The following is a 24,223-nucleotide window of genomic DNA, read 5'->3' as shown; positions in this document are numbered from 1 at the left end:
CCCTCAAAGTGGGGGGTCGGACAAGCGTGGGGGTCGGGGGTCAGCCCTTCGTGGCGCCGGCGGCGATGCCGGAGACCAGGGAGCGCTGGAGGAGCAGATAGACGATCAGGCTGGGGATCAGGGCGATCACCGCACCGGCCAGTACCACACCGGAGCCGACCACCGGGTCGGTGCGCAGGGTGGCCAGGGCGACGGTGACCGTGTAGTCGGTGGGGTCCTTGGCGGCGATCAGGGGCAGCAGGTACTGGTCCCAGATCATGATGAAGCCGAGCACGCCCGCCACGCCGAGCGCGGGCTTGCACAGCGGCAGGATGATCTGCCAGAGCATCCGCAGCTCGCCGACGCCGTCGAGACGCGCGGCCTCCTCGATCTCGTCCGGGATGTCCCGCATGAACTCGGTCAGCATCATCACCGAGAAGCCCCAGGCGCCCAGCGGCAGGATGACGCCCCAGACCGTGCCCTTGAGGTCCACGTGAACCACGGGCACGTCACCGAGGACCAGGGACAGCGGGATCGCGATGACCTCCTCGGGCAGCATCAGCGTCATCATGAACAGCATCATGATCAGTGCCTGCCCGCGGAACCGGTGCCGCGCCAGCGCGTAGGCCGCGAGGGTGCACACCACGAGCTGGAGGAGCAGCCCGCCGCCCGCGATGACCAGTGAGTTGCCGAGGTAGTCCCACATGCCCTGCGCGCCGGCCACCTTGAAGTTCGACAGGGTGGTGTCGTGCGGCACGAACGACAGCGAGGAGCCACTCGGGTGGGTGGTGAAGGCGCCCGAGAAGATGGTGAGGAACGGCGCCGCGAAGACCGCGAGGGCGATCACGCAGAGCAGGATCCTCAGGCCCCAGGCGAGACCCGGCCTGTCGTCCCAGCCGAGTGCGGTGTCGAAGCGGGCCGGGGTCGTCCGCTGATCCTTGGTGGTCCGCCCGGCCGGGGTGTCAGGGGCCGCCGGCCGGACGGAGTCGATGGCGGGGGCGCTCATCGCGCTTCTCCCCTCTTGCGGAAGTGGTTGACCATGACGGTGAGCAGCAGCGTCACGCAGAGCAGGACGACCGAGGCCGCGGAGGCGCCGCCGATGTCGTTGCGGGTGAAGCCCAGGGTGTAGGCGCGGGTCATCCACACGTCGGTGGACCCGGCGGGGCCGCCGCCGGTGAGGACGTAGACCTCGGTGAAGACGCGCAGGCCGCGGATGGTGGCGAGGGTCAGCACGATCATGAGGGCCGGACGGATCGCGGGGAGTGTGACGTGGCGCAGCCGCTGCCACAGCGAGACCCCGTCCATAGCCGCCGCCTCGTACAGCGAGCGGTCCACGCCCGCGAGACCGGCGAGGAAGATCACCATGTTGTAGGGGGCCCAGATCCAGATGCCCATCACCATCGTCGAGTACAGGGCGATGTTCGGGTTGTCGAGGAACTGGACGGTCCCGAGCCCGAAGAAGTGCAGGCCGCTGTTGATCAGGCCGTCGGAGGTCGGGTAGTACATCAGCCGCCACAGCTCGCCGACGACCGCGGTGGCCGTGACGGCGGGCAGGAAGACCGCGGTGCGCAGGAACTTCAGCGAGCGCGCCTGGCCCTCCAGGAGCAGCGCGAGGGCGAACCCGAGCAGGATCGCGCCGACCGCCTGGCCGATGCCGAGGATCAGGGTGTGCCCGATGGCGTCCTGGAAGCGGTGGTCGGTCAGGACCCGCGTGTAGTTGTCGAGACCGATCCACCGGTCGCCGAGGAAGGGCCGCACGTCGAAGAAGCTGAGCCAGATGCCCTTGGCCATCGGCCAGAACTTGAAGAGGAGTGCGAGCAGCAGCCCCGGGGCCAGGAAGAGCCAGGGGACGACGGCCTTCTTGCTGAGGGCCCCGCGCGCTGTCGGGGCGGGAACGGTAGCGGTCATTTCAGCAGGTCCTGGTCCTTGAGGTCACCGGCGAGCGTGTCGTCGAGCTCCGCCAGCTGGGAGCGGACGTCACCGCCGCAGTACGTGAAGATCGAGTTGAGCGCGTCGGCCGTGTCCTGCTTGATGGGGGCGAAGTCCGGCGCGTTCGGGAACTGCTCGGAGGCGTCCTCGTAGGCCTTCTGTACGACGCTCCAGCGGGCGTCGTTCCTGACCTTCGCCGCGTCCAGCGTGGAGTTCACGGGGATGCGGACCACGGGCTGGTGGCCGTCGACGCTGGTCATGGCGATCTTCTGGCCCTCGGGCGAGACCAGGAACGAGGCCAGTGCGAGCTCCTGCCTGTCCTTGCCCGTCCTGGCGCCGAGGTAGACGTTCTCGCCGTCGGCCAGCACCTCACCGCCGGCCGGGCCCGCGGGGGCCGGGACGACCTCGTACGTGTCCTTGCCGGGCGTGGTGTCGAAGGTGGTGATGTTGTACGGGCCGGTCATGTACATCCCGGCGTTGCCGTCCTGGAAGTTGGTGGCCGTCCCCGTGACGGCGGTGATCGCGCCGGGCTGCACGACACCCTTCTTGCCGCAGAAGAGGTTGTCCTTCATCCAGGTCACGGCGTTCACCGCGGCCGCCGAGCTCATGGCCGGGGTGTACTTGCCGCCACCGGCCGGCTTGATGATCTGCGCGCCGCCCTGCCACAGGAAGCTCGCGCCCCACCAGGCCGCGTAGCCGTTCTGGGCGCTGGCCGGCGCGACGATGCCGTAGGTGTCGGCCTTGCCGTCGCCGTCCGGGTCCTCGGTGGCGAAGGCCTTGGCCACGGAGAGCATCTCCTGCCAGGTCGTCGGCGCCTTCAGGCCGAGCTTCCTCAGCCAGTCCTTGCGGATCATCAGGGTCTGGGCCTGGCGGGAGTACGGGATGCCGTAGTGCTTCCCGTCGATGCCCACCGTGGAGGACCAGGACTTGGCGGTGATCTGCTCGCCGCCCGCGACCGAAGCGGGGGCGATGGGCTTGAGCAGCCCCTGGCTCTGGTAACTGCCCATCAGCGCCGTGTCGTTGATCATGACGTCCGGCAGGTCCTTGGTGGACGCCCGGCTCTGGAGCTGCTGGTCGAAGTTGATGACCGGCTGGTAGTCGATCTTGATGCCGGTCTTCCTGGTGAAGGCGGCGAAGACCCGGTCGTAGGTGGCGGCCGAGTCCGGATTGCTCCGGGTCCAGACCTCCAGCGTGTTCGGATCGCTGCTGCTCGCGCTGCCGGAGCCGGAGCCGCAGGCGGCCGTCCCGAACAGCAACCCCGCGACGGTGGCCGCCGCGGCCAGGCGGCGTCGTCGCCGGCGATCGCCCATGACACTCTCCGTTCATATCCGTGAACCCGCTTCACGAATCTAAATGATCGGCCAAGCTACGGATCGTTTCATCCGTATGTCAAGACATGACTGGGAGTCTTCACAGAGGCTGTGCACGAGCCCGTCGGGGAACACGGGGGGCGACACCGGAGAGACCAGGGAGGCATGGGTGTACGACCAAGGCGACGGCCCGAGTGCGGCCGCGGCGCGGCTCACCGGCCGCACGGCGGCCCGTGAACGCCCGCTGTCCGGCGCGCTGGCGGAGGTGGTCCTCGACGACGGCCGGACGGTGGTGGTCAAGCGCGCCGACGGCATCGAGGAGGCCCGGGCGGAGGCGGCGGGGCTGCGCTGGCTGGCGGGGGCCGGCAGGGTCCGGGTGCCGACCGTATACGGCCAGGACGGCCACTGGCTGGTGACCGATTTGATCGCGCGGGGGCGGCCGAACCGGGAGGCGGCGCTGGACCTGGGCCGTGCGCTGGCGGGGCTGCACCTCGCCGGGGCGCCCGCCTTCGGCTCCGCGCCGCCCGGCGGCCCACGGGAGGCGTCCGTCGGACGGGCACCGATGCGCAACGTCGAAGGCGCCGAGTGGCCGGCGTGGTACGCCGAGCACCGGGTGCTGCCGTACCTGCGGCGCGCCGTGGACGACGGCACGATCACGCTTGCGGAGGCCGGGGTGATCGAGCGGTTCTGCGCGCGGCTGCCCGATCTCGCGGGGCCCGCCGAGCCCCCGGCCCGGCTGCACGGCGATCTGTGGAACGGCAATGTGCTGTGGGGCGCCGACGGCCATGCCTGGCTGATCGACCCCGCCGCGCACGGCGGCCACCGCGAGAGCGACCTCGCGATGCTCCACCTCTTCGGCTGCCCGCACCTGGACGAGGTGCTGCGCGGCTACGAGAGCGCGGCGCCGCTCGCCGACGGCTGGGCCGACCGCGTCGGGCCGCACCAGATGTTCCCGCTGCTGGTGCACGCCGTGCTGTTCGGGCGCGGATACGCGGAACAGGCGCTCAGCACGGCGAAGGCGGCCCTGGCACGGTGAGAACCGGTCCGGGGCCCGAGCGGCGTGCTGCTGCCGGCCGACGCCAGGTACAGGGCGGTGACCTCGTCGTCGAGGGGGCCGCCCAGGTGCAGGACGGTCAGCCGGTCGCCCACCGCGGCCGTCAGCTCGTCGTGCGCGGCGAGCATCTCCTCTCGTCGTGCGCGGCGAGCATCTCCTCGTACGTGTGCCGGTAGGTGCCGTACGAGGGCAGCGTGAGCAGGTTGATCACGCCGTTGCGCAGCTGGGCGAGGACGCCGGAGCGGGCCTTGCCGTCCTCCAGGGCCTCGCGCACGCAGCGCATCCAGAAGTCGAAGGTGTCCGGGACGTTGGCGGGGAAGTCCTTGAAGCAGACGTTGTGCCGCACGTGGTCGCCGGCCATCGCGCGGACGGCGGCGAGCGTGGGCACGGCGGTGTCGACGACGGTGCTCGCGGACAGCGCCGACAGCGTCCTCAGCGCGTCGGCCGACAGCTTGAAGCCGACGGACATCAGCGCGGCGTCGAACTGCCGCGCCGCGACGTCGCCCTCACCGGCGGGGCCCGCGGGAGCGGGCAGCCGCAGGGCATGCCGGATGACCAGGGATTCCGGACGGTGGACCATGCCGGAATGGCCGCAGAGGCGTTCGATCCGGCGCACCGGAGTTTTCGGGGCCCCGGGCTTCCGTGGGCCCCTGTGTCAGGACTCCTGGCCCTGCTTCTTCTCCTTGAGGCGCGCGGCCTCCTTGCGGACCTCCGCCTGTGTGGCGCGCTCCTTCTGCAGCCACTCGGGATTGTCCTCCCGCAGCTCCTCGATCTGCTCGGTGGTGAGCGCCTCGGTGACCCCGCCGCGCGCGAGACCGGCGATGGACACACCCAGCCGCGCCGCGACGACCGGGCGGGGGTGCGGGCCGTTGCGTCGCAGATCCTGCAACCACTGGGGCGGGTTCGCCTGGAGTTCGTTGAACTCGGCGCGCGAGACGACACCCTCCTGGAACTCGGCGGGGGTGGCAGGGAGGTACACACCCAGCTTCTTCGCCGCGGTCGCGGGCTTCATCGTCTGGGTGTTCTGGTGCGACGTCATGCAGTCCAGACTATCGGCCGCGCACGAGACCTCCGACCACAGTGGGTAACCTTGCCGCGTGACAGACTCGCCAGCATCCCCCTCCTTCCGGCTCGCGTACGTCCCCGGGGTGACGCCCGCCAAGTGGGTGCGGATCTGGAACGAACGCCTGCCGGACATTCCCCTGGAGCTCCTCCAGGTGACCGCCGCCGAGGCCTCCGACGTGTTGCGTGACGGGGCAGCGGACGCCGGGTTCGTACGACTGCCGGTCGACCGTACGGTCTTCAGCGCGATCCCCCTCTACACCGAGACGACGGTCGTCGTGGTCCCCAAGGACCACGTGGTGACCGCGGCCGAGGAGGTCACCCTGGAGGACCTGGCCGACGAGGTCGTCCTGCACCCCCTCGACGACGTCATCGGCTGGGAACAGCCGCCCGGCGAACCGGCCTTCGAACGCCCCGCCACCACGGCGGACGCGATCGAGCTCGTGGCGGCGAACATCGGCGTCCTCGTCGTCCCCCAGTCCCTGGCCCGCCTCCACCACCGCCGCGACCTCACCTACCGCCCGCTCACCGACGCCCCGCAGTCCGAGATCGCCCTGTCCTGGCGCGAGGACGCGACGACGGACCGGGTCGAGGACTTCATCGGCATCGTCCGGGGGCGGACGGTGAACAGCTCGCGGGGCCGCACCCGGCCGGAGCCGGAACGCGAGCCGCGGGCCGAGAGGGGCGGTGCACGGAAGGCGCAGGGCGCCGGGAAGGGCACGGGGAAAAGCGCGGGGAAAGGCGCGGGGCGGGGGGTCTCCGGCGCGGTCAAGGGAGGCCGCGGTGGGTCAGGTGGGCCAGGTGGAGGCGGCGGGTCCAAGGGCGGGGGTGCCCGACGGGGCAAGCCGAAGCGCAAGGGGTAGTTCTCCCCTCTGATCCGTCCCGGCGGCCCCGCCTGACCCACGACGCCGGCCCGCCGTCTCAGTCGCCGCCGAACACCCCGTCGGGCCCGAAAGCCACCCCCGCGAACCGTTCCCCGATCCGCCGGTGCGTCGCCGCGTCGGGATGCAGGTCGTCCGGGAGCGGCAGCTCCGCCGCGTCGGCCTCGCCGTACAGCTCGCGTCCGTCGAGATAGTGCAGGTTCGGGTCCTCGGCGGACCGCTGCTTGACGATCCGGGCCAGTTCCTCGCGGATCACCTGGAGGGTCAGCTTCCCGGTCGCGCGTTCCGCCGGGTCGCCCAGTGTCCTGAACCGCAGCCGGCCGTCGCCGATCTCGCTGAAGTCCGGGAAGCAGGGACCGGGCGTGTCCTCGTGGATCGGGCACAGGATGGGTGAGACGACCAGCAGAGGTGTGTCCGGCCGGCCCTCGCGGATCGTGTCCAGGAAGCCGTGGACCGCGGGCCCGAAGGCGCGCAGCCGCATCAGGTCGTGGTTGACGATGTTGATCCCGATCTTGAGGCTGATCAGGTCGGCGGGGGTGTCCCGCACCGCCCGCGCGGTGAACGGGTCGAGGAGCGCGCTCCCGGCCAGGCCCAGGTTGATCAGCTCCACGCCGCCCAGCGCCGCGGCGACCGCGGGCCAGATGCCGGTAGGGCTCGCGGCGTCGGAGCCGTGGCTGATGGAGCTGCCGTGGTGCAGCCACACCGGGCGGTCACCGCGGGGCGCCGGCTCGACGGGGGCGTCGGTGCGCAGGGCGATCAGCTCGGTGGTCTCGTTGTGCGGCAGCCATATCTCGACGTCCTTGACCTCGCCGGACAGCCCGTCGAAACGGACGGTGCCGGGCGGTCCGGGCCGCACCTCGGACGTCCCCGCGGTCATGTCGACGGTGATGACGTTGCCGCTGCGCACACTGCCCTGCCCGGCCGGACGCCCGTCGACGACCAGGTCGTACAGGCCATGCGGGCGGGGCGGCGCACCCACGTAGGCCCGCTTGGTCGGCAGGGTGTCCAGCTCCACCGCGGTGGCCCGGGTGCGGAACACCAGCCGTACGCCGGAGGGCTGGGACTCCGCCATCGACAGCTGGTCGTCGGTGTTCTGGGCGCGCGCCCGGGCGGGCAGCCGGTGCGGCAGTACCCCGTGCTCGGTCTGCTCCACATCGAGGGCGCCGCGCAGCAGCTCGGCGGTGACGGGGGTGGTGATCCAGTCGTGCATGTTCCTCAGCCTGTCGGTCCGGGGGTGGGCCAGTTGCGCAACAGCGTGTCCAGGGCGTCCAGGATCCGCGTCCAGGACTCGTCGGAGCCGGGGGAGCTGTGACTGAACCCGCCTGCCCCTTCCAGGCTCGCGTAGCCGTGGAGAGTGCTGCCCAGCAGTCGTACGGCGTGGGTCTGGTCGGGTTCGGGCAGGTCGTAGCCGCGCAGGATGGCCCGCATCATCTGCGCCTGCCGTACGCCCGCGCTGGCGGCCGCCGTCTCGGGGTCGAGCCTGAGACGGGCCGCGGCGGCGCGGCCGGGATGGGCGTGGGCGTAGTCGCGGTAGACGTTGGCGAAGGCGGTCAGGGCGTCCTTGCCGGCCCGGCCCGCCACCGCGTCGGCGGAGAGATCGGCGAGCTCCTCCAGGGCGAACAGGGCGATCCGGGTCTTGAGGTCCTGGGAGTTCTTCACGTGCGAGTACAGGCTCGCGACCTTGACGTCGAACCGCCGGGCGAGCTCCGAGACGGTCACGTGCTCGAAGCCCACCTCGTCGGCCAGCTCCGCGCCCGCCCGGACCAGCCGTTCCGTGCTCAGTCCCACGCGTGCCATCACAGTCCTCCCGATCGCCAGAACCGATTATGCATTTGCCTAAAGCATTTAGGCAACTTAGCGTGAGGCTATGGAACCGTTGACCGAGCAAGAGATCCGTGCCGCCTTCGTGAACTGCACCAAGGGCGAGGCGAAGCGTCTGTCCGTCCCGCGCGACCTCGCCGACCGGCCGTGGGCGGACCTGGACTACCTCGGCTGGCGCGATCCGCAGGCCCCCGATCGCGCCTACCTCGTGACGGTCCTGGACGGCCGTACGACGGCCCTCGCGCTGCGCAGCTCGTCCGCCGGCTCCTGGCAGACACGGCGGAGCATGTGCTCCATGTGCCTGACCACCCACACCGGCGGGGTCTCCCTGATGGTCGCGCCGAGGGCGGGCAAGGCGGGGCAGCAGGGCAACTCGGTCGGGGCGTACATCTGCGACGACCTGGCCTGCTCGCTGTACGTGCGCGGGAAGAGGGACGCGGGCGCCGGTGCGCGACTGCACGAGACGCTCACTCTGGACGAGAAGATCCGGCGGACGGTGACGAACATCGCCGCCTTCGTCGCCAAGGTGACGGGCGCCGTGTAGAGCGCCCGCACTCTGGAGGGTTCGCGCAGGTCGGCGGGGAGTTGACGGGGTTGGCCACACCCGAGTCGAGCGAGCCGAAGTCCAGCCCCTCCCAGCCGCCGGGCGCGACCGCGCCGCCGTGGACAGGCCGGCGTCGGCGCGGAAGACCTGGAGCAGCCGGTTCGCGTCGTAGTCACGGGGACGGTCGGGCATGAGCTCGCGTTTGTCGGCGAAGAGGCCCGGGCCGAGAGCGACTTCATCGAGGGCGACGATATTTCGACAGTGCACGGATAATCGACCAGGCGACAGGGAGGGCGCAGGGCAGGGTCGGCCGGCCCGGAGCGGTCGGTTGTCGGACCGTCGGCAGCGCGGGGGCGTTCCGCCCTCCCCGGTGGCAGAATCGGGCGGGTGGATCGGGGGATCCTCGAGCGCGAGCCCGAGTTGGCGCGACTGGCCTCGGCCGCGCGGGAGGCGGCGGACGGGGCCGGATCCGTGGTGCTCGTCTTCGGTGAGGCCGGTATCGGCAAGTCGAGCCTGGTCAGGGCCCTTCCGGAGCATCTGCCGGCCGGCACCCGGATCCTCGTCGGCGAGTGCGACGACCTCGCCACCCGCAGACCCCTCGGCCCGTTCCGGGACCTGATCGGCAGTGTCGGCGGTGCACTCGCCGGTGCCGTGACGGAGGGCGGCGACCGCCACCGCGTCCACGAGGCCCTGCTCGAAGAACTACGGGGAGCGGTACTCGTCGTCGAGGACGTCCACTGGGCCGACGAGGCCTCCCTGGACGCCCTGCGCTTCCTGGTCCGGCGCGCGGAACGCCTGCCCGCCCTGCTCGTCCTGACCTACCGCGACGACGAGTTGAGCCGTGAGCATCCCCTGCGGCAGCTGCTGGGCCAGGTGTCCCGGGCGCCCCGGGTGCACCGGCTGCCCCTGGCCCGGCTGTCCCTGGACGCCGTACGCACCCTCAGCGCGGGCCGCGCCGACCCCGCCCAGGTGTACGCCGTCACGAACGGCAACCCCTTCTTCGTCGCCGAGATCGTGGCGGCAGGCGGCACCGGAGAGGTGCCCCCGACCGTCGTCGACGCCGTGCTCGCCCGGCTGCGCGGGCTGCCCGGCGACACCGTGGACGCGCTGGAGCAGCTGGCCGTCGTCCCGCCGGCCGTCGAACGCCCGCTGGTCGACGCGCTGTTGGCCGACGAGGTCACCGATCTGGCGGCCGCGGAGCAGCGCGGTCTGCTCACCGTCACCCCGGAACGGGTGGCGTTCCGGCACGAGTTGATCCGCCGGGCCGTGGCCGACTCGCTGCCCGCCGCCCGCCGTATCGGCCTCAACCGGGCCGTCCTCGCGGCGCTCGTCACCCGCCCCGGATCCGACGCCGCCCGGATCGTCCATCACGCGGCCCAGGCCGGAGACCAGGACGCCGTGGCGCGCTACGGCCCCGACGCGGCGAAGGACGCCTCCTCGGCGGGCGCCCACCGCGAGGCCGCCGCCCAACTGCGGCTCGTCCTGCGCGAACGGCACCGCTACGCTCCAGCCGAACTCGCCGACCTGCTCGAACGCTACGCCGTCGAGAGCTACACCATCGCCGACTCGGCCGCCGCCGTCGCCGCCGAGCGTGAGGCCGTCGCCCTGCGCCGCGCTCTCGGCGACACCCTCGCCCTCGGCGCCGACCTGCGCTGGCTGTCCCGCATCCACTGGTGGGCCGGAAACGCCGACCAGGCGCAGGAAGCCGCCCGGGAGGCCGTGACGGTCCTTGAACACGCGGGCGACGACCGGCTGTTGGCGCTCGCCGTCAGCAACACCGCCCAGCTGCGCATGCTGTCCGAGCGCTACGCCGAGGCCGTCGAACACGGCGAGCGCGCCATCACCCTGGCCCGCAAGGCCGACGACCCGGCGATCCTCGCGCACGCCCTGAACAACGTCGGCACCGCCCGCTGGCGCTCCGGGGACCCGGGCGGACGGCGGCAGTTGGAGGAGAGCCTCGACGTCGCGCTGGCCGCCGGCGAGGTCGAACACGCCTGCCGTTCCTACGCCAACATCATCTGGACCCTGCTCGACAACCTGCGGTACGACGAGGCCGACGCGTATCTGCCCCCGGCGATGGAACTCGCCGACCGTGCCGAGCACCTGGGCTTCCTGAACTACCTCCACGTCGAACTCGCCATGCGCAGGTTCGCCGCCGCCGACTGGGGAGACGCGGAGAAGCACGCCGAATACGGCATGCACGACTTCCTCCCGGCCCGCTGCCCCGCGCTGACCGTCCTCGCCCGGGTCCGCATCCGCCGCGGGCGCCCCGGCGCCGACGCACTCCTCGCCGAGGCCTGGGAGATCGCCGTAGGGACGAAGGAACTGCAACGCACCGGGCCGGTGGCGGTGGCACGTGCGGAGTCGGCCTGGCTGCGCGGGGACGTGCGGGGAGTGATCGAGGCGGCCGCGCCGGTGCACGCCCAGGCGAGCCGGCTGCCCGGCGCCCCCCACCGGCCCGAACTGGGGTACTGGCTCACCAAAGCGGGCCACCTGGCCCCCCTGGACGACTCCGACCACCCACCGGATGACTCCGGCCATCCGTACGCCTTGCAGGCGCGCGGGCAGTGGCGCCGGGCCGCCGCGCTGTGGCAGCGCGCGGGCTGCCCGTACGAACACGCCTCAGCCCTCGCCGAGAGCCCGGAGCCCGCCGACAAGCTGGAGGCCCTGGCCGCCTTCGACGCGCTGGGCGCCGAACCGGCGGCCCGGCTGCTGCGCGCCGAGCTGCGGCGGCTCGGTGTGCGCCGTATCCCGCGCGGCCCCCTCGCCGCGACCCGCGAGAACCCCGCGGGCCTCACCGACCGCCAGCTCCAGGTCATACGGCTGCTCGCCGAGGGGCTCACCAACGCGGAGATCGCCGCCCGGCTCGTCGTCTCGGTCCGCACGATCGACAACCATGTGCGCGCGGTGCTCGACAAACTCGACGCCCCGGGCCGCCGCCAGGCCGCTGTGCGCGCCGCGGAGCTGGGGCTGCTGCCCGGCGGTTCCCCGGCCTAGGTATCCCGGGCCGTCGAGCTGAGTGACGGTCACGGATGTCCGACACGCGGTGACGCGAGTAGAACGGGCGAATCGACCCGATTCGGAAACGGGGGACCCCATGTCCAGCACGCCCGCCCACGCCGCACGTCGTGAACTGACCGGATTCAACGGGGAGTTGATCGGCCCCGAGGACCCCGGCTACCAGGAGGCCCGTACCGTCTACAACGCGATGATCGACCGGCGTCCCGCCCTCGTCGCCCGCTGCGGCGACGCGGACGCGGTGGCCCGCACGATCGGCTTCGCCCGCTCCCACGGCCTGCGGCTCGCCGTGCGGGGCGGCGGTCACCACGGTGCGGGACTCGGCACCGTCGACGGGGGAGTGGTCGCCGACCTGTCCCCGCTGAAGGACATCCAGGTCGACCCGGAAGCACGCACCGTGCGGGTCGGCGGTGGCTGTGTCTGGGGCGAGGTGGACCGCGCCACCAACGCCCACGGCCTCGCCACGCCCAGCGGCATCGTCTCCACGACCGGCGTCGGCGGCATCGCCACCGGCGGCGGGCTCGGCCACCTCACCCGCAGCTGCGGACTGACCATCGACAACCTGCTGGAGGCCGACGTCGTCCTCGCCGACGGCCACCGGGTGCGGGCGAGCGCCGACGAGAACAGCGACCTGTTCTGGGCGATCCGGGGCGGCGGCGGCAACTTCGGCGTCGTCACCTCGTTCGTCTTCCGGCTGCACGAGATCAGTACGGTGATCGCCGGACCGACCTTCTGGCCCGTCGAGGTCGGCGGCGAAGTCCTCGCCGCCTACCGGGAGTTCATCCTGAACGCGCCCCGCGAACTGGGCGGCTTCTTCCTGTACGGCACCGTCCCGCCGGCCCCGCCGTTCCCGGAGGAGATCCAGCTCCGCAAGACGGCGGGCGTGGTCTGGTGCTGGACCGGCGACGACACCGAGGCCGCCGCCCGCGAGATGGCCCCGCTGCTCGACGCCCTGCCCGCGCCGCTGCTGCACGCCCCCATGGTCATGCCCCACCCCGACCTCCAGGCCATGTTCGACGGGCTGTATCCGCCCGGCCACCAGTGGTACTGGCGGGCCGACTTCGTCGAGACCATCCCCGACGAGGCGGTCCAGCTCCACGCCAAGTTCGGTGCCGAGGTGCCGACCGTCCAGTCGACCATGCACCTCTACCCGAGCGACGGCGCCGCCCATGACGTGGGCCAGGACGAGACCCCCTGGGCCTACCGGCACGCCAACTGGGCCTCGGTCTTCGCCGGCGTGGACCCGGACCCGGCCAACGCCGAGCTGGTCAAGCGGTGGACCGTCGACTACTTCGACGCCCTGCACCCGTACTCGGCGGGCGGCGCCTACGTCAACATGATGATGGACGAGGGCCAGGAACGCGTCCGCGCCAGCTACCGCGGCAACTACGAGCGCCTGGCCCGCGTCAAGGCCGACCGGGACCCGGACAACGTCTTCCGCCTGAACCAGAACATCCAGCCGGCGCCCAAGCCGTCGCACGGGGCGCGGCCGTAGCCGCGCGCTGATCGGTCGACTCCGGTTCCGCGCCGCCGATCCGCAGGCCGCCCGCGCCGTGAACGTCCCGGCCAGGATCGCGCCGATGGCCTCCGGCGAGGAGCCCGAGGCCGCGGCCGGCAGGCTGGTGACACAGACCGGATGCGAGGGCCTGTCAAAGATGCTCGGCAGCGCGGGCCACGGTGTTGGCGCAGCACAGCACGTCCCGGCCCAGCAAGGCGGCCGGCTGATGCAGCTTCGTCGACGTGCGCACGAGGAAACTCCGGGACTCTCCCGCCGGCAAGGAGACGAGCATGTCGTCCACGACCGCGTCGGGTGCGACCTTGTCGGCCAGCAGGGCAAGGTCACGGACGTAGGAGGTGGCCCGGACGTCGATCCGATAGCCACCGGCCACGGGCTCGACGCGGGCGGTGAACGGCGCCGGGTGGTAGTCGAGATCGCGGTCCTCGCCGAACAGGTGATGGACACGCTCCTCGCCTGCGGTCGCGACCAGCACTTCGCTGCGGGGCTCGGAGGGTTCGAGCAGGTCGTCGGTGAGGTACAGCTGGGCTGTGGACCGGGGCGGCACGCTGAGCGGCAATTCGGCGGCGGCCGGCACCTCGCCGCCGAACGTCTGTCGCGTCACGAGCGCGGTACCCGTCCACGGCTGGTCGTGGTCGTTCACCGCGATCAGCGTCATCCTGCCGTCACGGGGCTGCACGGTGAGCAGCCGCGGCGCGAACGCCTGCTTGATCGCGTAGTAGAGGGGCTTGGGCCGTTCGTCGCTGTCCACCGCGGACCAGGAGACGGCCGGCCAGCAGTCGTTGAGCTGCCAGACGAGTGCCCCGGCGGTGCGCGGCCACCACGAGCGGAAGTGCTCGATCCCGAACCTCACAGCGCGGGCCTGGTTGAGCTGGGTCGCCCAGTGCCACCGTTCCAGGCCGGCCGGGACCGGCAGGTGGGGCTCCAGACCACGGTGCAGCTTGCCGTTGCCGTCCTCGGCCTTCTGGTGGAGCAGGAGCGTGGGCGATACGGGTGTCAGCGGCTCGTCGTGGATCCAGCGGTGGAGGGTGGCCCAGGTGGGCGGGCCCTGGAAGCCGAACTCGGCGCAGAACCGCGGCACGTGATGGCGGTAGTGGGTGTAGTCCAGCGCGTTCCACACATCCCATTCGTGGCGGGTGCCGTGATGGGCGTCGTTCGGTGGGAGGTCGCCGGGGCTGTAGGGGCTGCCCGGTGCGTAGGGGCGGGTGGGGTCGAGTTCGGCGAGGAGCCCGGGCAGCAGCTCGGTGTAGTAGCCGAGCCCCCAGCTGCGTCCCTTCAGGCCGTCCTGCCAGCCCCAGTCGGTGTAGGCGGGCAGGTTCTCGTTGTTGCCGTTCCACAGTACGAGCGACGGGTGGGTCATGAGCCGGGTGATGTTCTCCCGCGCCTCCGCCTCGACCTCCGAGCGCTGGGGCTCCTCCTCCGCGTAGAAGGCGCAGGCGAAGGGAAAGTCCTGCCAGACCAGCACGCCGCGTTCGTCACAGGCGTCGTAGAAGTCGTCGCTCTCGTAGATGCCGCCGCCCCAGATCCGCAGCATGTTCATGTTCGCGTCGACGGCCTGGCCGATCCGGCGGGCCGTCCGCTGCGGAGTGACGCGGGTGAGGAAGTGGTCGTCCGGGATCCAGTTGGCACCCTTGGCGAAGACCCGTTCGCCGTTGACGACGAAGGTGAACGGCGTACCGATCTCGTCCGGCTCGGTATCCACGGTGACGGTGCGGAACCCGATCCGGCGCCGGCTCGTGTCGACGGGCTCCGAGTCGGCCAGGAGCGTGACGGTCAGGTCGTACAGCGGCTGGTCGCCGTAACCCAGCGGCCACCACAACCGGACGTCAGGCACGAGGACGGTGACGTGCGCCGTGGTGCCGCGGACCACCGTCCGGGCATGGCCGCCGCCGATCGTGACGGCCACGGTGTACGCGCGGCCGTCGGCGCTGTCCACGTCCACATGTACCTCGACGCGGCCGGTCCCGTCGGGGTCGACGGTGACCAGCGGGCGCACCTGCGCCAGCCGCCCGGCCGTCCACCGCTCCAGCCGTACGGGCTTCCAGATGCCGGCGGTCTGCAGGTCCGGCCCCCAGTCCCAGCCGAACGAGCACGCCATCTTCCGGATGGCGTTGTACGGATGGGGGTAGGCGCGCTGCCGCCGGCCGAGCCCCGCCTCCGCCTCCTCGGCGTGAGTGAGCGCTGAACTCAGCGACACCGTCAGCTCGTTGAGGCCCTCACGCAGCGACGGGCGGGCGTCGAACCGGTAGCCGCGGTGCATGTTGGCGGTGTGCCCGAGCACGTCGCCGTTCAGCTCGACGGCGGCGACCGTGTCGATGCCTTCGAAGACGAGATCCGTCCGCTCACCGGGTGACGGCCCCGAGGCCCGGAACACGGTCGTGTACTGCCAGTCGACGCGATGCATCCAGGCCAGCGCCGCCTCGTTGCGGTCCAGGTACGGATCCGGGATGAGACCGGCGGCCAGCAGGTCGAGGTGGGTGCTTCCCGGTACCTGGGCGGGCACCTGACGGTCCGCCAGGGCGTCGGGCACCTGCCCTCCCACAGCCCGCAGGCTCCAGCCGTCGTGCAACGTCATCCTGATCATCCGTGTCCCCTCGTCGGTCATCGGCACGATCCCGGACGATGCTTACTCAGGCGACTTAACTAAGTCAACGGCATGCGGGATCCTCCCGGTGTTATCGGCCTTTCAGGAAGAGCTGGGGCATCGTGTCATCAGTATTGACCGCTTTCTTAGCGAACTTAATAATGTCCGGGCCAGCTCCCACGTCGCTGCACCACCGAGCGCCACGACGAGAGGACCTCACCATGCTGTCGACAGAACGCGGCGTGAGAAAGCGCGCCGGGGTCATCCTGGCCGCCGTGGCGCTCACCGCCGCGGGATGCCAGTCGTCAGGCACGCCGGCCCAGGGCGGCACCCCGGTGCTGATCGCGTACACCGGGCAGGCCAGCGACTATCAGATCAACTTCAACCCGTTCGCGCCGACGGCCATCGGGGGGACCGGGACGATCTTCCAGACGCTGTTCTTCTACAACATCGTCCGCAAGGACGCCCCGGTGCCATGGCTGGGCAAGGAGTTCTCCTGGAACGACGACGGCACCAAGCTGTCGATCACCCTCCGGGACGGAGTCAAGTGGTCCGACGGTCAGCGGTTCACCGCCGCCGACGTCGTGTTCACCCTCGACATGATCACCAAGCACAAGGGGATGAACAACGCCGGATACGCGGGCCACGCCACGGCGGTGGACGACACGCACGTGACCATCGCGTTCGACAAGCCGTCGTTCGTCGACGGCCCGGCGGTCCTGGGCAAGACCTACATCGTGCCCGAGCACAAGTGGAAGGGCCTCGCCGATCCGGCCGTCGCCGTCCTCAAGGATCCGGTCGGCACCGGTCCGTACCTGCTCGATGACTTCAAGCCGCAGGCGTTCACGCTGAAGGCGAATCCGGCCTACTGGGGCGGGGAACCCGCGGTGAAGAAGATCCGCTACCCCGCCCTGTCCGGCAACCAGTCCGGCGTCACCGCCCTCAAGGCCGGGCAGATCGACTGGCAGACGGGGCCGGTGCCGGGCATCAAGGACGTGGCGAAGAACTACCCCGGCTACAAATCCGTCATCACACCGGTGAACCAGATCGTCCTGGGCACCTGCAGCAACGCCGAACTCGGCTGCCAGGGCCCGCAGACCGACCCGGCCGTGCGCCGGGCGATCTACCACGCCATCGACCGGACCCAGCTCAACGCGCTGGCGTTCGATGACACCGCCGACGAGATCTCACCCAGCTTCCTGCTGCCGCACCGGGACCGGGCCCTGATCTCGGGCAAGCTGCGGAACGCGATCGCGCCGATGCGGCCGGACGTGGCCGAGGCGCGACGCACCCTGGAGAACGCCGGCTACACCAAGGGTTCCGACGGAATCTACGCCAAGGACGGCAAGCCGCTGGCACTGACGGTGAAGACCGTCTCCGGCTGGACCGACTACATCACCGCGGTGAACACGATCGGCCAGCAACTCAAGAAGGCCGGCATCAAGCTCACCCCGCAGCAGCTGTCCTGGAACGAGTTCGTCGACTCCAGGGACCGCGGCGCCTACCAGCTGATCATCGACTCTCTCTACCAGGGACCCGCGCCGGACCCGTACTACCTCTACACCTACTTCTTCAGCACCGCGCAGACCGCCAGGGTCGGCGCCAAACCCGGCTCGAACGCCGGCCGCTTCTCCGATCCGCAGATCGACCGGGCTCTCGCCGCGCTCAAGCACATCAACCCCACCGACACCGCCGCGCGGCAGCCCTACCTCGAGACCGTTCAGACGCGCATCGAGCAGGCCATGCCGTACATCCCGGTGCTCACCCAGGGCACGATCAACGTCTACCACGACGCCAAGTTCACCGGCTGGCCGACCGAAAGCGACCCCTATGCCTTCCCGGCGGTCTGGCAGAGCCCCGACAGCGCGGAGGTCTACCTGCGTCTCAAGCCCACTGGGAAGTGAGGCCGACCCATGCGGTACTACCTGCGCAAACTCGCTTTCTATCTGGTCGCCCTGTGGGCGGCGGTGACGCTCAACTTCTTCATCCCGCGGATGATGCCGGGCGATCCGGCGGGCATCCTGCTGGCGAAACTGCAACAGCACGGCAGCGGAGTCGACCCGTCCGCGCGCCGGGCGTACGAGCTTCTGCTCGGTGCCCACACGGACGAGTCGCTGCTCAGGCAGTACATCGCGTACCTGGGCAACCTGCTGCGCGGTGACTTCGGGATCTCGGTGAGCGACTTCCCGACCCCCGTCTCGACGGTCATCGCCACCTCACTGCCCTGGACCATCGCCCTGGTCGGGATCGCGACCGTCCTGGCGGTCGTGTCCGGGATCGTGCTGGGCGTGTTCGTGGGGTGGCGGCGCGGCACCTGGCTGGACTCGCTGGTGCCGGCGTCGACCGTACTGTCCGCGGTGCCGTACTTCTGGCTGGCGCTCATCCTGGTCGCCGCTCTCGGGTCGGGGCTGGGCTGGTTCCCCCTTCTGGGCGGGTACGACGTCGCCCTCACCCCCGGCCCGTACACCGACTTCATCGGTTCCGCGCTGTACCACGGCATTCTGCCCGCGGCCACCATCGTGATCTCGTCGGTCGGTGGCTGGGTGCTGGGAACGCGGAACATGATGGTCTCGACGATGGCCGAGGACTTCGTGCTCACCGCCAAGGCGAAAGGCCTCAGCGAGCGACGCGTCATGATCCGGTACGCGGCGCGCAACGCGGTGCTGCCGTCCGTCGCCGGATTCGCGATCTCCCTGGGCTTCGTCGTCGCCGGTTCGATCGTCACCGAGCAGGTCTTCGCCTACCCCGGCATCGGGTCGAAGCTGCTGCAGGCGGTGCAGAACAACGACTACGCGCTCATGCAGGCCATCTTCCTGGTCATCACGGTCACGGTGCTCGCCGCCAACCTCGCCGTCGACCTGCTGTACGGCCTCATCGACCCACGCACCCGGACCAGCGGCTGAGGCGGCACACAGATGACGAACATCAACCCCGCCGTGCAGCCGCGTCTCCGCAACGACTGGCGTGTGCGCCGGTCACCCAAGCTGGCCGTCGGATCCGCCCTGATCCTCGCGATCACCCTGTTCGGTCTCGTCGGCCCCCTGCTGGCCGGCGACCCGGACCGGATCGACAACATCGGTCTGACCTCGCCGGGCAGCGGGCATCTCCTCGGCACCACCCAGACCGGTCAGGACGTACTCGCCCAGATCGCCTACGCCACCCGGGGCTCGCTCACCATCGGTGTCCTGGTCGGCGTCCTGGCCACCGTCCTCGCGGCGCTGTTCGGCATCGTCGGGGCCTACCTCGGCGGCGTCGTCGACGAGGCGTTCTCGCTGTTCTCCAACGTGATGCTGGTGATCCCCGGCCTGCCCCTGATCATCGTGATCTCCGCGCTCGTCCCGCCGGAACAGCGCGGCTCCTGGACGATCGCGCTGGTGCTGGCGATCACCGGCTGGGCCGGGTCGGCCCGCGTCCTGCGCGCCCAGACCCTGTCCCTGCGCAACCGGGACTACGTGCTGGCCGCCCGCGTCGCCGGGGAGCGACCCGGGCGGGTCATCGGCGTCGAAATCCTGCCCAACCTGCTGCCGCTGCTCGCCTCCCAGTTCGTCTTCTCCGTGATCGCCGCGATACTGAGCGAGGCAGGCCTGTCCTTCCTGGGCCTGGGCGCGTCCTCCTCGTCGACCCTCGGCACGATGCTCTACTACGCGCAGAACGGATTCGCCCTCCAGCGCGGCGCCTGGTGGTGGTTCGTGCCGCCAGGGCTGATCATCGCCCTGTTCGGCTGCGGTCTCGCCCTGGTGAACTTCACCATCGACGAAATCATCAACCCGTCGCTGCGGCACCTCCCGAGGCGGGCCCGAAGCGCGGCCCGAAGCGCGGCCCGCCCTGCCCCCGTCCCCGTGCCGAGCCACGAGGACGACGTGGTGCTCAGCGTGACCGACCTGTCCGTGGCCTACCAGGGCGAACAGCCGGTGCAGGCCGTGCGGGACGTGTCCCTCACGCTGCGGCGGGGCGAGATCCTCGGTCTGGTCGGCGAGTCGGGCTGCGGCAAGACCACCCTCGCGTACGCGGTGAACCGGCTGCACCTGCCACCCGCCGAGATCACCGGCGGCTCCGTGACCTTCCACGACCGGGACGGCGATGCGCTCGACCTGCTCACCCTGTCCCCGGAAGAGCTGCGCGCCTTCCGGTGGGCGAAGCTGTCCATGGTCTTCCAAGGCGCGATGAACGCACTCAACCCCGTCCTGACCGTCCGGGCCCAGATGGAGGACGTGCTCACCACGCACCGGCCGGCGATGTCCCGCGCGGCCCGGCGGGCCCGCTGCGCCGACCTGCTCACGATGGTCGGCGTCGATCCCCGGCGCTTGCGCTCCTACCCGCACGAGCTCTCCGGCGGGATGCGGCAACGGGTGATGATCGCCATGGCCATGCTGCTCGATCCGCAGGTGGTCGTCCTGGACGAGCCGACCACCGCGCTCGACGTGGTCGTGCAGCGGGGCATCCTTCAGGAGATCACGCGGCTCCGCGACGAGATCGGCTTCGCCGTCCTGTTCATCACCCACGACCTTCCCCTGCTGCTGGAGGTCGCGGACCGGATCGCGGTGATGCTCGACGGCCGGATCGTCGAGAACACGTCGGCCGAGGACATCCGGGACCGGCCGAGGCACCCGTACACCCGCAGGCTGCTCGGCTCCTTCCCCAGCCTCACCGGCGAGCCTGGGGCGTTCGTGCGATCCGGAGGCGCGTCATGACGGTGCTGGAAGTGGCAGACCTGGTCAAGGAGTTCCGGGTCCGCGGTGGTCTTCACCCCGCCCGGCTGCGGGCCGTCGACCATGTCTCGTTCACCCTCACCCCGGGCCGCACGGTGGCACTGGTCGGCGAATCCGGGTCGGGCAAGTCCACGATCGCCCGGATCATCGCCCGCCTCGAACGGCCCACCGGCGGCCGGGTCACCCTCACCGGAGCCGATGGCGCACCGGTCCCGGATCGCGACTACCGCCACCATGTGCAGATGGTGTTCCAGGACCCGTTCGCCTCGCTGAACCCCTTCCACACCATCGCGCACCATCTGGCGCGCCCGCTGCGCCTGCACGGTCGCGCCAGGACTCGCACCGGGACCTGGTCCGCGGCGGCGGAACTGCTGGAGCGGGTCAGCCTGCCGGCCGCCGCCATCGGGCACCGCCGGCCACACGAACTCTCCGGCGGCCAGCGCCAGCGCGTGGCCATCGCCCGGGCACTGGCGCCCGGTGCGACCGTCCTGGTGGCCGACGAGCCGGTCTCCATGCTGGACGTCTCGATCCGGCTGGATGTGCTCAACCTGCTGGCCCACCTGCAGCGGGAGGAAAATCTCGCCGTCCTCTACATCACCCACGACCTGGCGACCGCGCGGCACTTCGCCGACGACATCCTGGTCCTCTACCGGGGACGGGTCGTCGAGCGAGGCCCCGCGGACAAGGTGATCCGCACCCCGCGACACCCCTACACCCAGCTGTTGGCCGCGGCGTCACCCGACCCGGCCGCACGGGGCCGATCCGTGAACATCGACCCCGCGGAGGTGATCAAGGCAGGCAGCATGCCGCCGTACGAGCACCCCTAGGGAGGTGGCCGGAGAGTCACGGGGTCTCGCCCGTGCCGGCGAGCAACGGCCGTACCCCGTCCTGCGGGTGGGCGAGAGTCAGCTCGCTCTGCAGGACCAGGACCGCCCCGCCGATCGCCGCCGCGTCCGAGCCGTTGACCGACGGCACGACCCGCACCGGATGCACCCGGCGCGCGAACGTGCGCCGGTCCACCTCCTGTTGCATCACCGACTGGTAGATCGAGCCCGCCACGGCGAAACTCGGCCCCGCCAGCACGATCGTGTCGACGTCGAACAAGGTGGCCATCGTGACGGCGGCGTACCCCAGATGACGGGCCGACCGCTCGACGAGGCTCCGGGCATCGGGATCACCGGCGTTCGCGGCGGCCGCGATCCGCGCGAACTCGGTGAGGAGGTCGTCGTAGGCCGGGCCGAGTGCCAGCCGCTGGGCCAGCTGCGGCATGTCCATGGCCTGCCGGACCAGGGCGGAGGGACCGGCGTAGTTCTCCAGGCAGCCGACGTTGCCGCACGGGCACTCGTCGCCGTTGACGTCGATGGAGATGTGGCCGATCTCCACACTGTTGGACGAACTGCCGCGATACACCTCACCGCCCGTGACGACCCCGCCGCCGATGCCGGTGGCCATGTAGATGCAGCCGTAGGTGCTGCCCGGGGCGACCGCTCCCAGCCAGTACTCGCCGATCGCGGCCGCGGCGGCGTCGTTGTCGAGCAGGACGGGAAGCCCGAGGCTCTCCGCGAGCCGCGGCGCGACCGGGCAGCCGAGCCACTCCTCGGTGGGCTGCGGGGTCAGTAACGTGCCCGCCCGCCGGTCCTGCGGGCCGTAGCAGACCAGGCCCACGCCCAGCACCTTCTCCCGGTCGACCGCCGCGGTGGCCAGCAGAGCCTCCACCTGGGACGCCACCATCGGCAGCGCCCGCTCCGGTGGCATCACCGCCGTACCTTCGAACGATGTCCGAGCCACCTGCCGGCCGGCGAGGTCGACCACCACGACCACACACGTGTTGCGTTCGAGCTGGATTCCGACGCTGTAGCGGGCTTGCGGGTTGAGCTGGACGAGCGTGCGCGGCTTGCCGCCGGTCGGTGCGCCGCGTCCGGCTTCGACGACCAGGCCGTCGGTGATGAGCTCACGCACCACCTCGGAGATGGTCGCACCGGTCAGACCCGTCGCCGCTGCGAGCTCCACCCGGCTGGTCGCCCGCGCCGACCTGATCACATCGAGGACCAAGCCGCGCGTCTTCAGCCGGCTCGCCCAGAGCGGACTGGTCGCCACGTGTCCCTCCCTTCGTCCCGGGGCTTTGGAAGATGAGTTTACTTAGGCTGCCCAGGATCTTTTGTTCCGGCCCGACTCCCAGCGCGCAGAAGGGGGTTGCAGGCGCCTTGACTTTCATAAGTTACCAAATTAACGATGGACGCATCGCTCCCATCAGCCCCTCACGGCAACGAGGAGATCAGGTGAGACCTCATCACGCCTTAATGGCCACCGGCGCCGCCGGTGTGCTGATCCTGGGTGGCCTCGCGACCGCCACCCTGCCCGCATCGGCGGCCGCCACCGGCTGCTCGGTCAAGTACACGGTGCAGAGCCAGTGGACGGACGGATTCAGCGCGGACGTGGCGATAACCAATCTCGGCGCCGCCGTGCGAGGGTGGACCCTGACCTTCGACTTCCCCAGCGCGGACCAGAAGGTCACCAACGGCTGGAGCGCCACCTGGAAGCAGTCCGGAACCCATGTGTCCGCCGCGAGCCTCGACTGGAACGCGTCACTGGACACCGGAAGGTCTGTCTCCATCGGCTTCACCGGGGCGTGGAAGGGCGCCAACCCGGACCCCGCGTCATTCGCCCTCAACGGCGTCACCTGCACCGGCTCGGTGACATCCCCGACCCCCGACCCCACTCCACCCGGTGGCCCCGGCGGCCCGGCCCCGAAGCTGAAAGTCTCCGGCAACAAGCTCCTCACCGCGGACGGCAAGCAGTACCGGCCGCTGGGTGTGGACCGCTCCAGTGGTGAGTACGCCTGTGTGCAGGGCAAGGGGCAATGGGACAGCGGCCCGGTCGACCAGGCCTCCGTCGACGCGATGAAGACCTGGAACATCCATGCGGTACGCCTGCCGTTGAACGAGGAATGCTGGCTCGGCATCAACGGTTCACCCAGCGGAGCCACCTACCAGCAAGGCGTCAAGGACTACGTCAACCTGCTGGTGGCCAACGGCATCACGCCGATCCTCGACCTGCACTGGAACCGCGGCGCCTACACCAACGGGCCGGACTGGCACTGCAAGGACGCCACCGCGACATGCCAGAAACCGATGCCGGACGCGCAGTACGCCCCCCAGTTCTGGACCGGTGTCGCGAACGCCTTCAAGGGCAACGACGCCGTCGTCTTCGATCTGTTCAACGAGCCGTACCCCGAGATCGCCAGCGACTGGGACAAGACCGTCGGCTGGAACTGCTGGCGAGACGGCGGCACCTGCACCGGCCTTCCCTATGAAACCGCCGGCATGCAGGACCTGGTCGATGCCGTCCGGGCCACCGGCGCGACCAACGTCCTCATGCTGGGTGGCCTGGAGTGGGCCAACGACATGCGGGAGTGGCTGACCCACAAGCCGGCCGATCCGCTGAACAACATCGCCGCGTCCTGGCACTCGTACAGCTTCAACGCCTGCGCGACCGAATCCTGCTGGGACAGCCAGGTCGCCCCGCTCGCGCAGCAAGTGCCGGTCGTCATCGGTGAGTTCGGCCAGGACAACTGCGGCTTCGACTACATGCAGCGGTTGGTGGACTGGGCCGACGCGCACGACATGGGCTATCTCGCGTGGACGTGGAACCCGTGGGGCTGCAGCACCGGTGCCGTGCTCATCAAGGACTGGTCCGGCACTCCGGAGCCTGGCGTCGGGGAGGGTCTGAAGGCCCACCTCCTCGGCCAAGACCCCTACACCACGTAACCGGGCACCCAGCGGCTGCCCGCACCGCATACGAACGCACACCCACGCA

Annotated in this window: 18 protein-coding genes and 1 pseudogene; 10 read left to right on the top strand and 9 right to left on the bottom strand. The window is 70.7% G+C overall.

The features are described from left to right. Positions 1-40: 40 nt before the first annotated feature. Genes ACFYZ8_RS17775 through ACFYZ8_RS17765 form a run of 3 tightly spaced genes read right to left on the bottom strand, consistent with a single transcriptional unit; the run spans position 41 to position 3,218 of the window. Entirely contained in the window at positions 41-985 is a 945-nt protein-coding gene (locus tag ACFYZ8_RS17775; protein WP_359028279.1) for a carbohydrate ABC transporter permease, read from the bottom strand. Continuing rightward, positions 982-1,887, bottom strand: coding sequence for a sugar ABC transporter permease (locus ACFYZ8_RS17770; protein WP_359028280.1), 906 nt, complete (start codon positions 1,885-1,887; stop codon positions 982-984). Before ACFYZ8_RS17770 ends, ACFYZ8_RS17775 begins: the two co-directional genes overlap by 4 nt. Beyond that, the gene (locus tag ACFYZ8_RS17765; protein WP_359028281.1) at positions 1,884-3,218 is read right to left on the bottom strand and encodes a sugar ABC transporter substrate-binding protein; all 1,335 of its coding nucleotides are present in this window, start codon (positions 3,216-3,218) and stop codon (positions 1,884-1,886) included. The genes ACFYZ8_RS17770 and ACFYZ8_RS17765 overlap by 4 nt, the downstream gene beginning before the upstream one ends. A 169-nt stretch (positions 3,219-3,387) precedes the next feature. On the opposite strand from ACFYZ8_RS17765, the gene ACFYZ8_RS17760 reads away from it, so the two are divergent. After that, the gene (locus tag ACFYZ8_RS17760) at positions 3,388-4,254 is read left to right on the top strand and encodes a fructosamine kinase family protein (RefSeq protein ID WP_359028282.1); all 867 of its coding nucleotides are present in this window, start codon (positions 3,388-3,390) and stop codon (positions 4,252-4,254) included. A gap of 14 nt (positions 4,255-4,268) precedes the next feature. On the opposite strand, the pseudogene ACFYZ8_RS17755 reads toward ACFYZ8_RS17760, so the two are convergent. Next, positions 4,269-4,852: pseudogene (locus tag ACFYZ8_RS17755) on the bottom strand (hypothetical protein); the annotation flags it as partial. A gap of 75 nt (positions 4,853-4,927) precedes the next feature. Beyond that, positions 4,928-5,311, bottom strand: a complete 384-nt coding sequence (locus ACFYZ8_RS17750) for a DUF5997 family protein (protein ID WP_388530213.1) — start codon at positions 5,309-5,311, stop codon at positions 4,928-4,930. A gap of 58 nt (positions 5,312-5,369) precedes the next feature. Here ACFYZ8_RS17750 and ACFYZ8_RS17745 point away from each other — a divergent pair, with 58 nt between their 5' ends. Further along, positions 5,370-6,197 (top strand): LysR substrate-binding domain-containing protein, encoded by an 828-nt coding sequence (locus ACFYZ8_RS17745; protein ID WP_388530216.1) that lies wholly within the window; start codon positions 5,370-5,372, stop codon positions 6,195-6,197. A 58-nt stretch (positions 6,198-6,255) separates the two neighbouring features. On the opposite strand, the gene ACFYZ8_RS17740 is transcribed toward ACFYZ8_RS17745, so the two are convergent. Then, the gene (locus ACFYZ8_RS17740; RefSeq protein WP_388530219.1) at positions 6,256-7,425 is read right to left on the bottom strand and encodes a GDSL-type esterase/lipase family protein; all 1,170 of its coding nucleotides are present in this window, start codon (positions 7,423-7,425) and stop codon (positions 6,256-6,258) included. Positions 7,426-7,430: 5 nt separating this feature from the next. Further along, a complete protein-coding gene (locus tag ACFYZ8_RS17735) occupies positions 7,431-8,012 on the bottom strand; it encodes a TetR/AcrR family transcriptional regulator (protein ID WP_388530222.1) in 582 nt (193 codons plus the stop codon). Positions 8,013-8,082: 70 nt separating this feature from the next. Here ACFYZ8_RS17735 and ACFYZ8_RS17730 point away from each other — a divergent pair, with 70 nt between their 5' ends. From ACFYZ8_RS17730 to ACFYZ8_RS17720, 3 genes are all read left to right on the top strand, one after another. After that, a complete protein-coding gene (locus tag ACFYZ8_RS17730; protein ID WP_388530225.1) occupies positions 8,083-8,580 on the top strand; it encodes an FBP domain-containing protein in 498 nt (165 codons plus the stop codon). Between the two features lie 387 nt (positions 8,581-8,967). Next, on the top strand, positions 8,968-11,577 hold the full coding sequence (locus tag ACFYZ8_RS17725) for an ATP-binding protein (protein WP_388530228.1): 2,610 nt from the start codon (positions 8,968-8,970) through the stop codon (positions 11,575-11,577). Between the two features lie 100 nt (positions 11,578-11,677). Next, positions 11,678-13,093, top strand: coding sequence for an FAD-binding oxidoreductase (locus ACFYZ8_RS17720; RefSeq protein WP_388530231.1), 1,416 nt, complete (start codon positions 11,678-11,680; stop codon positions 13,091-13,093). Between the two features lie 154 nt (positions 13,094-13,247). Here the strand turns inward: ACFYZ8_RS17720 and ACFYZ8_RS17715 are convergent, their stop codons facing one another. Continuing rightward, positions 13,248-15,689: a glycoside hydrolase family 2 protein gene (locus tag ACFYZ8_RS17715; RefSeq protein WP_388530234.1), complete on the bottom strand. Its 2,442-nt coding sequence runs from the start codon at positions 15,687-15,689 to the stop codon at positions 13,248-13,250. A gap of 230 nt (positions 15,690-15,919) precedes the next feature. Here ACFYZ8_RS17715 and ACFYZ8_RS17710 point away from each other — a divergent pair, with 230 nt between their 5' ends. Genes ACFYZ8_RS17710 through ACFYZ8_RS17695 form a run of 4 tightly spaced genes read left to right on the top strand, consistent with a single transcriptional unit; the run spans position 15,920 to position 21,234 of the window. Beyond that, positions 15,920-17,602, top strand: a complete 1,683-nt coding sequence (locus ACFYZ8_RS17710) for an ABC transporter substrate-binding protein (protein WP_388530237.1) — start codon at positions 15,920-15,922, stop codon at positions 17,600-17,602. Positions 17,603-17,611: 9 nt separating this feature from the next. Continuing rightward, positions 17,612-18,601 carry an ABC transporter permease gene (locus tag ACFYZ8_RS17705; RefSeq protein WP_359028292.1) on the top strand — a complete coding sequence of 330 codons (990 nt, stop codon included), beginning with the start codon at positions 17,612-17,614 and terminating at the stop codon, positions 18,599-18,601. A gap of 12 nt (positions 18,602-18,613) precedes the next feature. Then, positions 18,614-20,389, top strand: coding sequence for a dipeptide/oligopeptide/nickel ABC transporter permease/ATP-binding protein (locus ACFYZ8_RS17700; RefSeq protein WP_388530240.1), 1,776 nt, complete (start codon positions 18,614-18,616; stop codon positions 20,387-20,389). Next, a complete protein-coding gene (locus tag ACFYZ8_RS17695; protein WP_359028294.1) occupies positions 20,386-21,234 on the top strand; it encodes an ATP-binding cassette domain-containing protein in 849 nt (282 codons plus the stop codon). Before ACFYZ8_RS17700 ends, ACFYZ8_RS17695 begins: the two co-directional genes overlap by 4 nt. Positions 21,235-21,250: 16 nt before the next feature. Here ACFYZ8_RS17695 and ACFYZ8_RS17690 read toward each other — a convergent pair whose 3' ends face one another. Continuing rightward, positions 21,251-22,504, bottom strand: a complete 1,254-nt coding sequence (locus tag ACFYZ8_RS17690) for an ROK family protein (RefSeq protein WP_359028295.1) — start codon at positions 22,502-22,504, stop codon at positions 21,251-21,253. A 203-nt stretch (positions 22,505-22,707) separates the two neighbouring features. Between ACFYZ8_RS17690 and ACFYZ8_RS17685 the strand changes: the two genes are divergently transcribed. Then, a complete protein-coding gene (locus ACFYZ8_RS17685) occupies positions 22,708-24,174 on the top strand; it encodes a cellulase family glycosylhydrolase (protein WP_388532066.1) in 1,467 nt (488 codons plus the stop codon). Positions 24,175-24,223 lie beyond the last annotated feature (49 nt).

This window comes from Streptomyces sp. NPDC001668 (genome assembly GCF_042893155.1).
In the GTDB taxonomy this organism is placed as follows: Bacteria; Actinomycetota; Actinomycetes; order Streptomycetales; family Streptomycetaceae; genus Streptomyces.
Note: the sequence above shows the minus strand (reverse complement) of the source record. Positions and strands in the feature narration are given on the sequence as shown.

Bases quoted from the DNA above. Each gene is read 5' to 3' on its own strand.
- ACFYZ8_RS17740 (WP_388530219.1), bottom strand. From the start codon at position 7,425: ATGCACGACTGGATCACCACCCCCGTCACCGCCGAGCTGCTGCGCGGC.
- ACFYZ8_RS17705 (WP_359028292.1), top strand. From the start codon at position 17,612: ATGCGGTACTACCTGCGCAAACTCGCTTTCTATCTGGTCGCCCTGTGG.
- ACFYZ8_RS17750 (WP_388530213.1), bottom strand. From the start codon at position 5,311: ATGACGTCGCACCAGAACACCCAGACGATGAAGCCCGCGACCGCGGCG.
- ACFYZ8_RS17710 (WP_388530237.1), top strand. From the start codon at position 15,920: ATGCTGTCGACAGAACGCGGCGTGAGAAAGCGCGCCGGGGTCATCCTG.
- ACFYZ8_RS17735 (WP_388530222.1), bottom strand. From the start codon at position 8,012: ATGGCACGCGTGGGACTGAGCACGGAACGGCTGGTCCGGGCGGGCGCG.
- ACFYZ8_RS17775 (WP_359028279.1), bottom strand. From the start codon at position 985: ATGAGCGCCCCCGCCATCGACTCCGTCCGGCCGGCGGCCCCTGACACC.
- ACFYZ8_RS17685 (WP_388532066.1), top strand. From the start codon at position 22,708: ATGGCCACCGGCGCCGCCGGTGTGCTGATCCTGGGTGGCCTCGCGACC.
- ACFYZ8_RS17695 (WP_359028294.1), top strand. From the start codon at position 20,386: ATGACGGTGCTGGAAGTGGCAGACCTGGTCAAGGAGTTCCGGGTCCGC.
- ACFYZ8_RS17700 (WP_388530240.1), top strand. From the start codon at position 18,614: ATGACGAACATCAACCCCGCCGTGCAGCCGCGTCTCCGCAACGACTGG.
- ACFYZ8_RS17765 (WP_359028281.1), bottom strand. From the start codon at position 3,218: ATGGGCGATCGCCGGCGACGACGCCGCCTGGCCGCGGCGGCCACCGTC.
- ACFYZ8_RS17715 (WP_388530234.1), bottom strand. From the start codon at position 15,689: ATGACGTTGCACGACGGCTGGAGCCTGCGGGCTGTGGGAGGGCAGGTG.
- ACFYZ8_RS17730 (WP_388530225.1), top strand. From the start codon at position 8,083: ATGGAACCGTTGACCGAGCAAGAGATCCGTGCCGCCTTCGTGAACTGC.
- ACFYZ8_RS17720 (WP_388530231.1), top strand. From the start codon at position 11,678: ATGTCCAGCACGCCCGCCCACGCCGCACGTCGTGAACTGACCGGATTC.
- ACFYZ8_RS17770 (WP_359028280.1), bottom strand. From the start codon at position 1,887: ATGACCGCTACCGTTCCCGCCCCGACAGCGCGCGGGGCCCTCAGCAAG.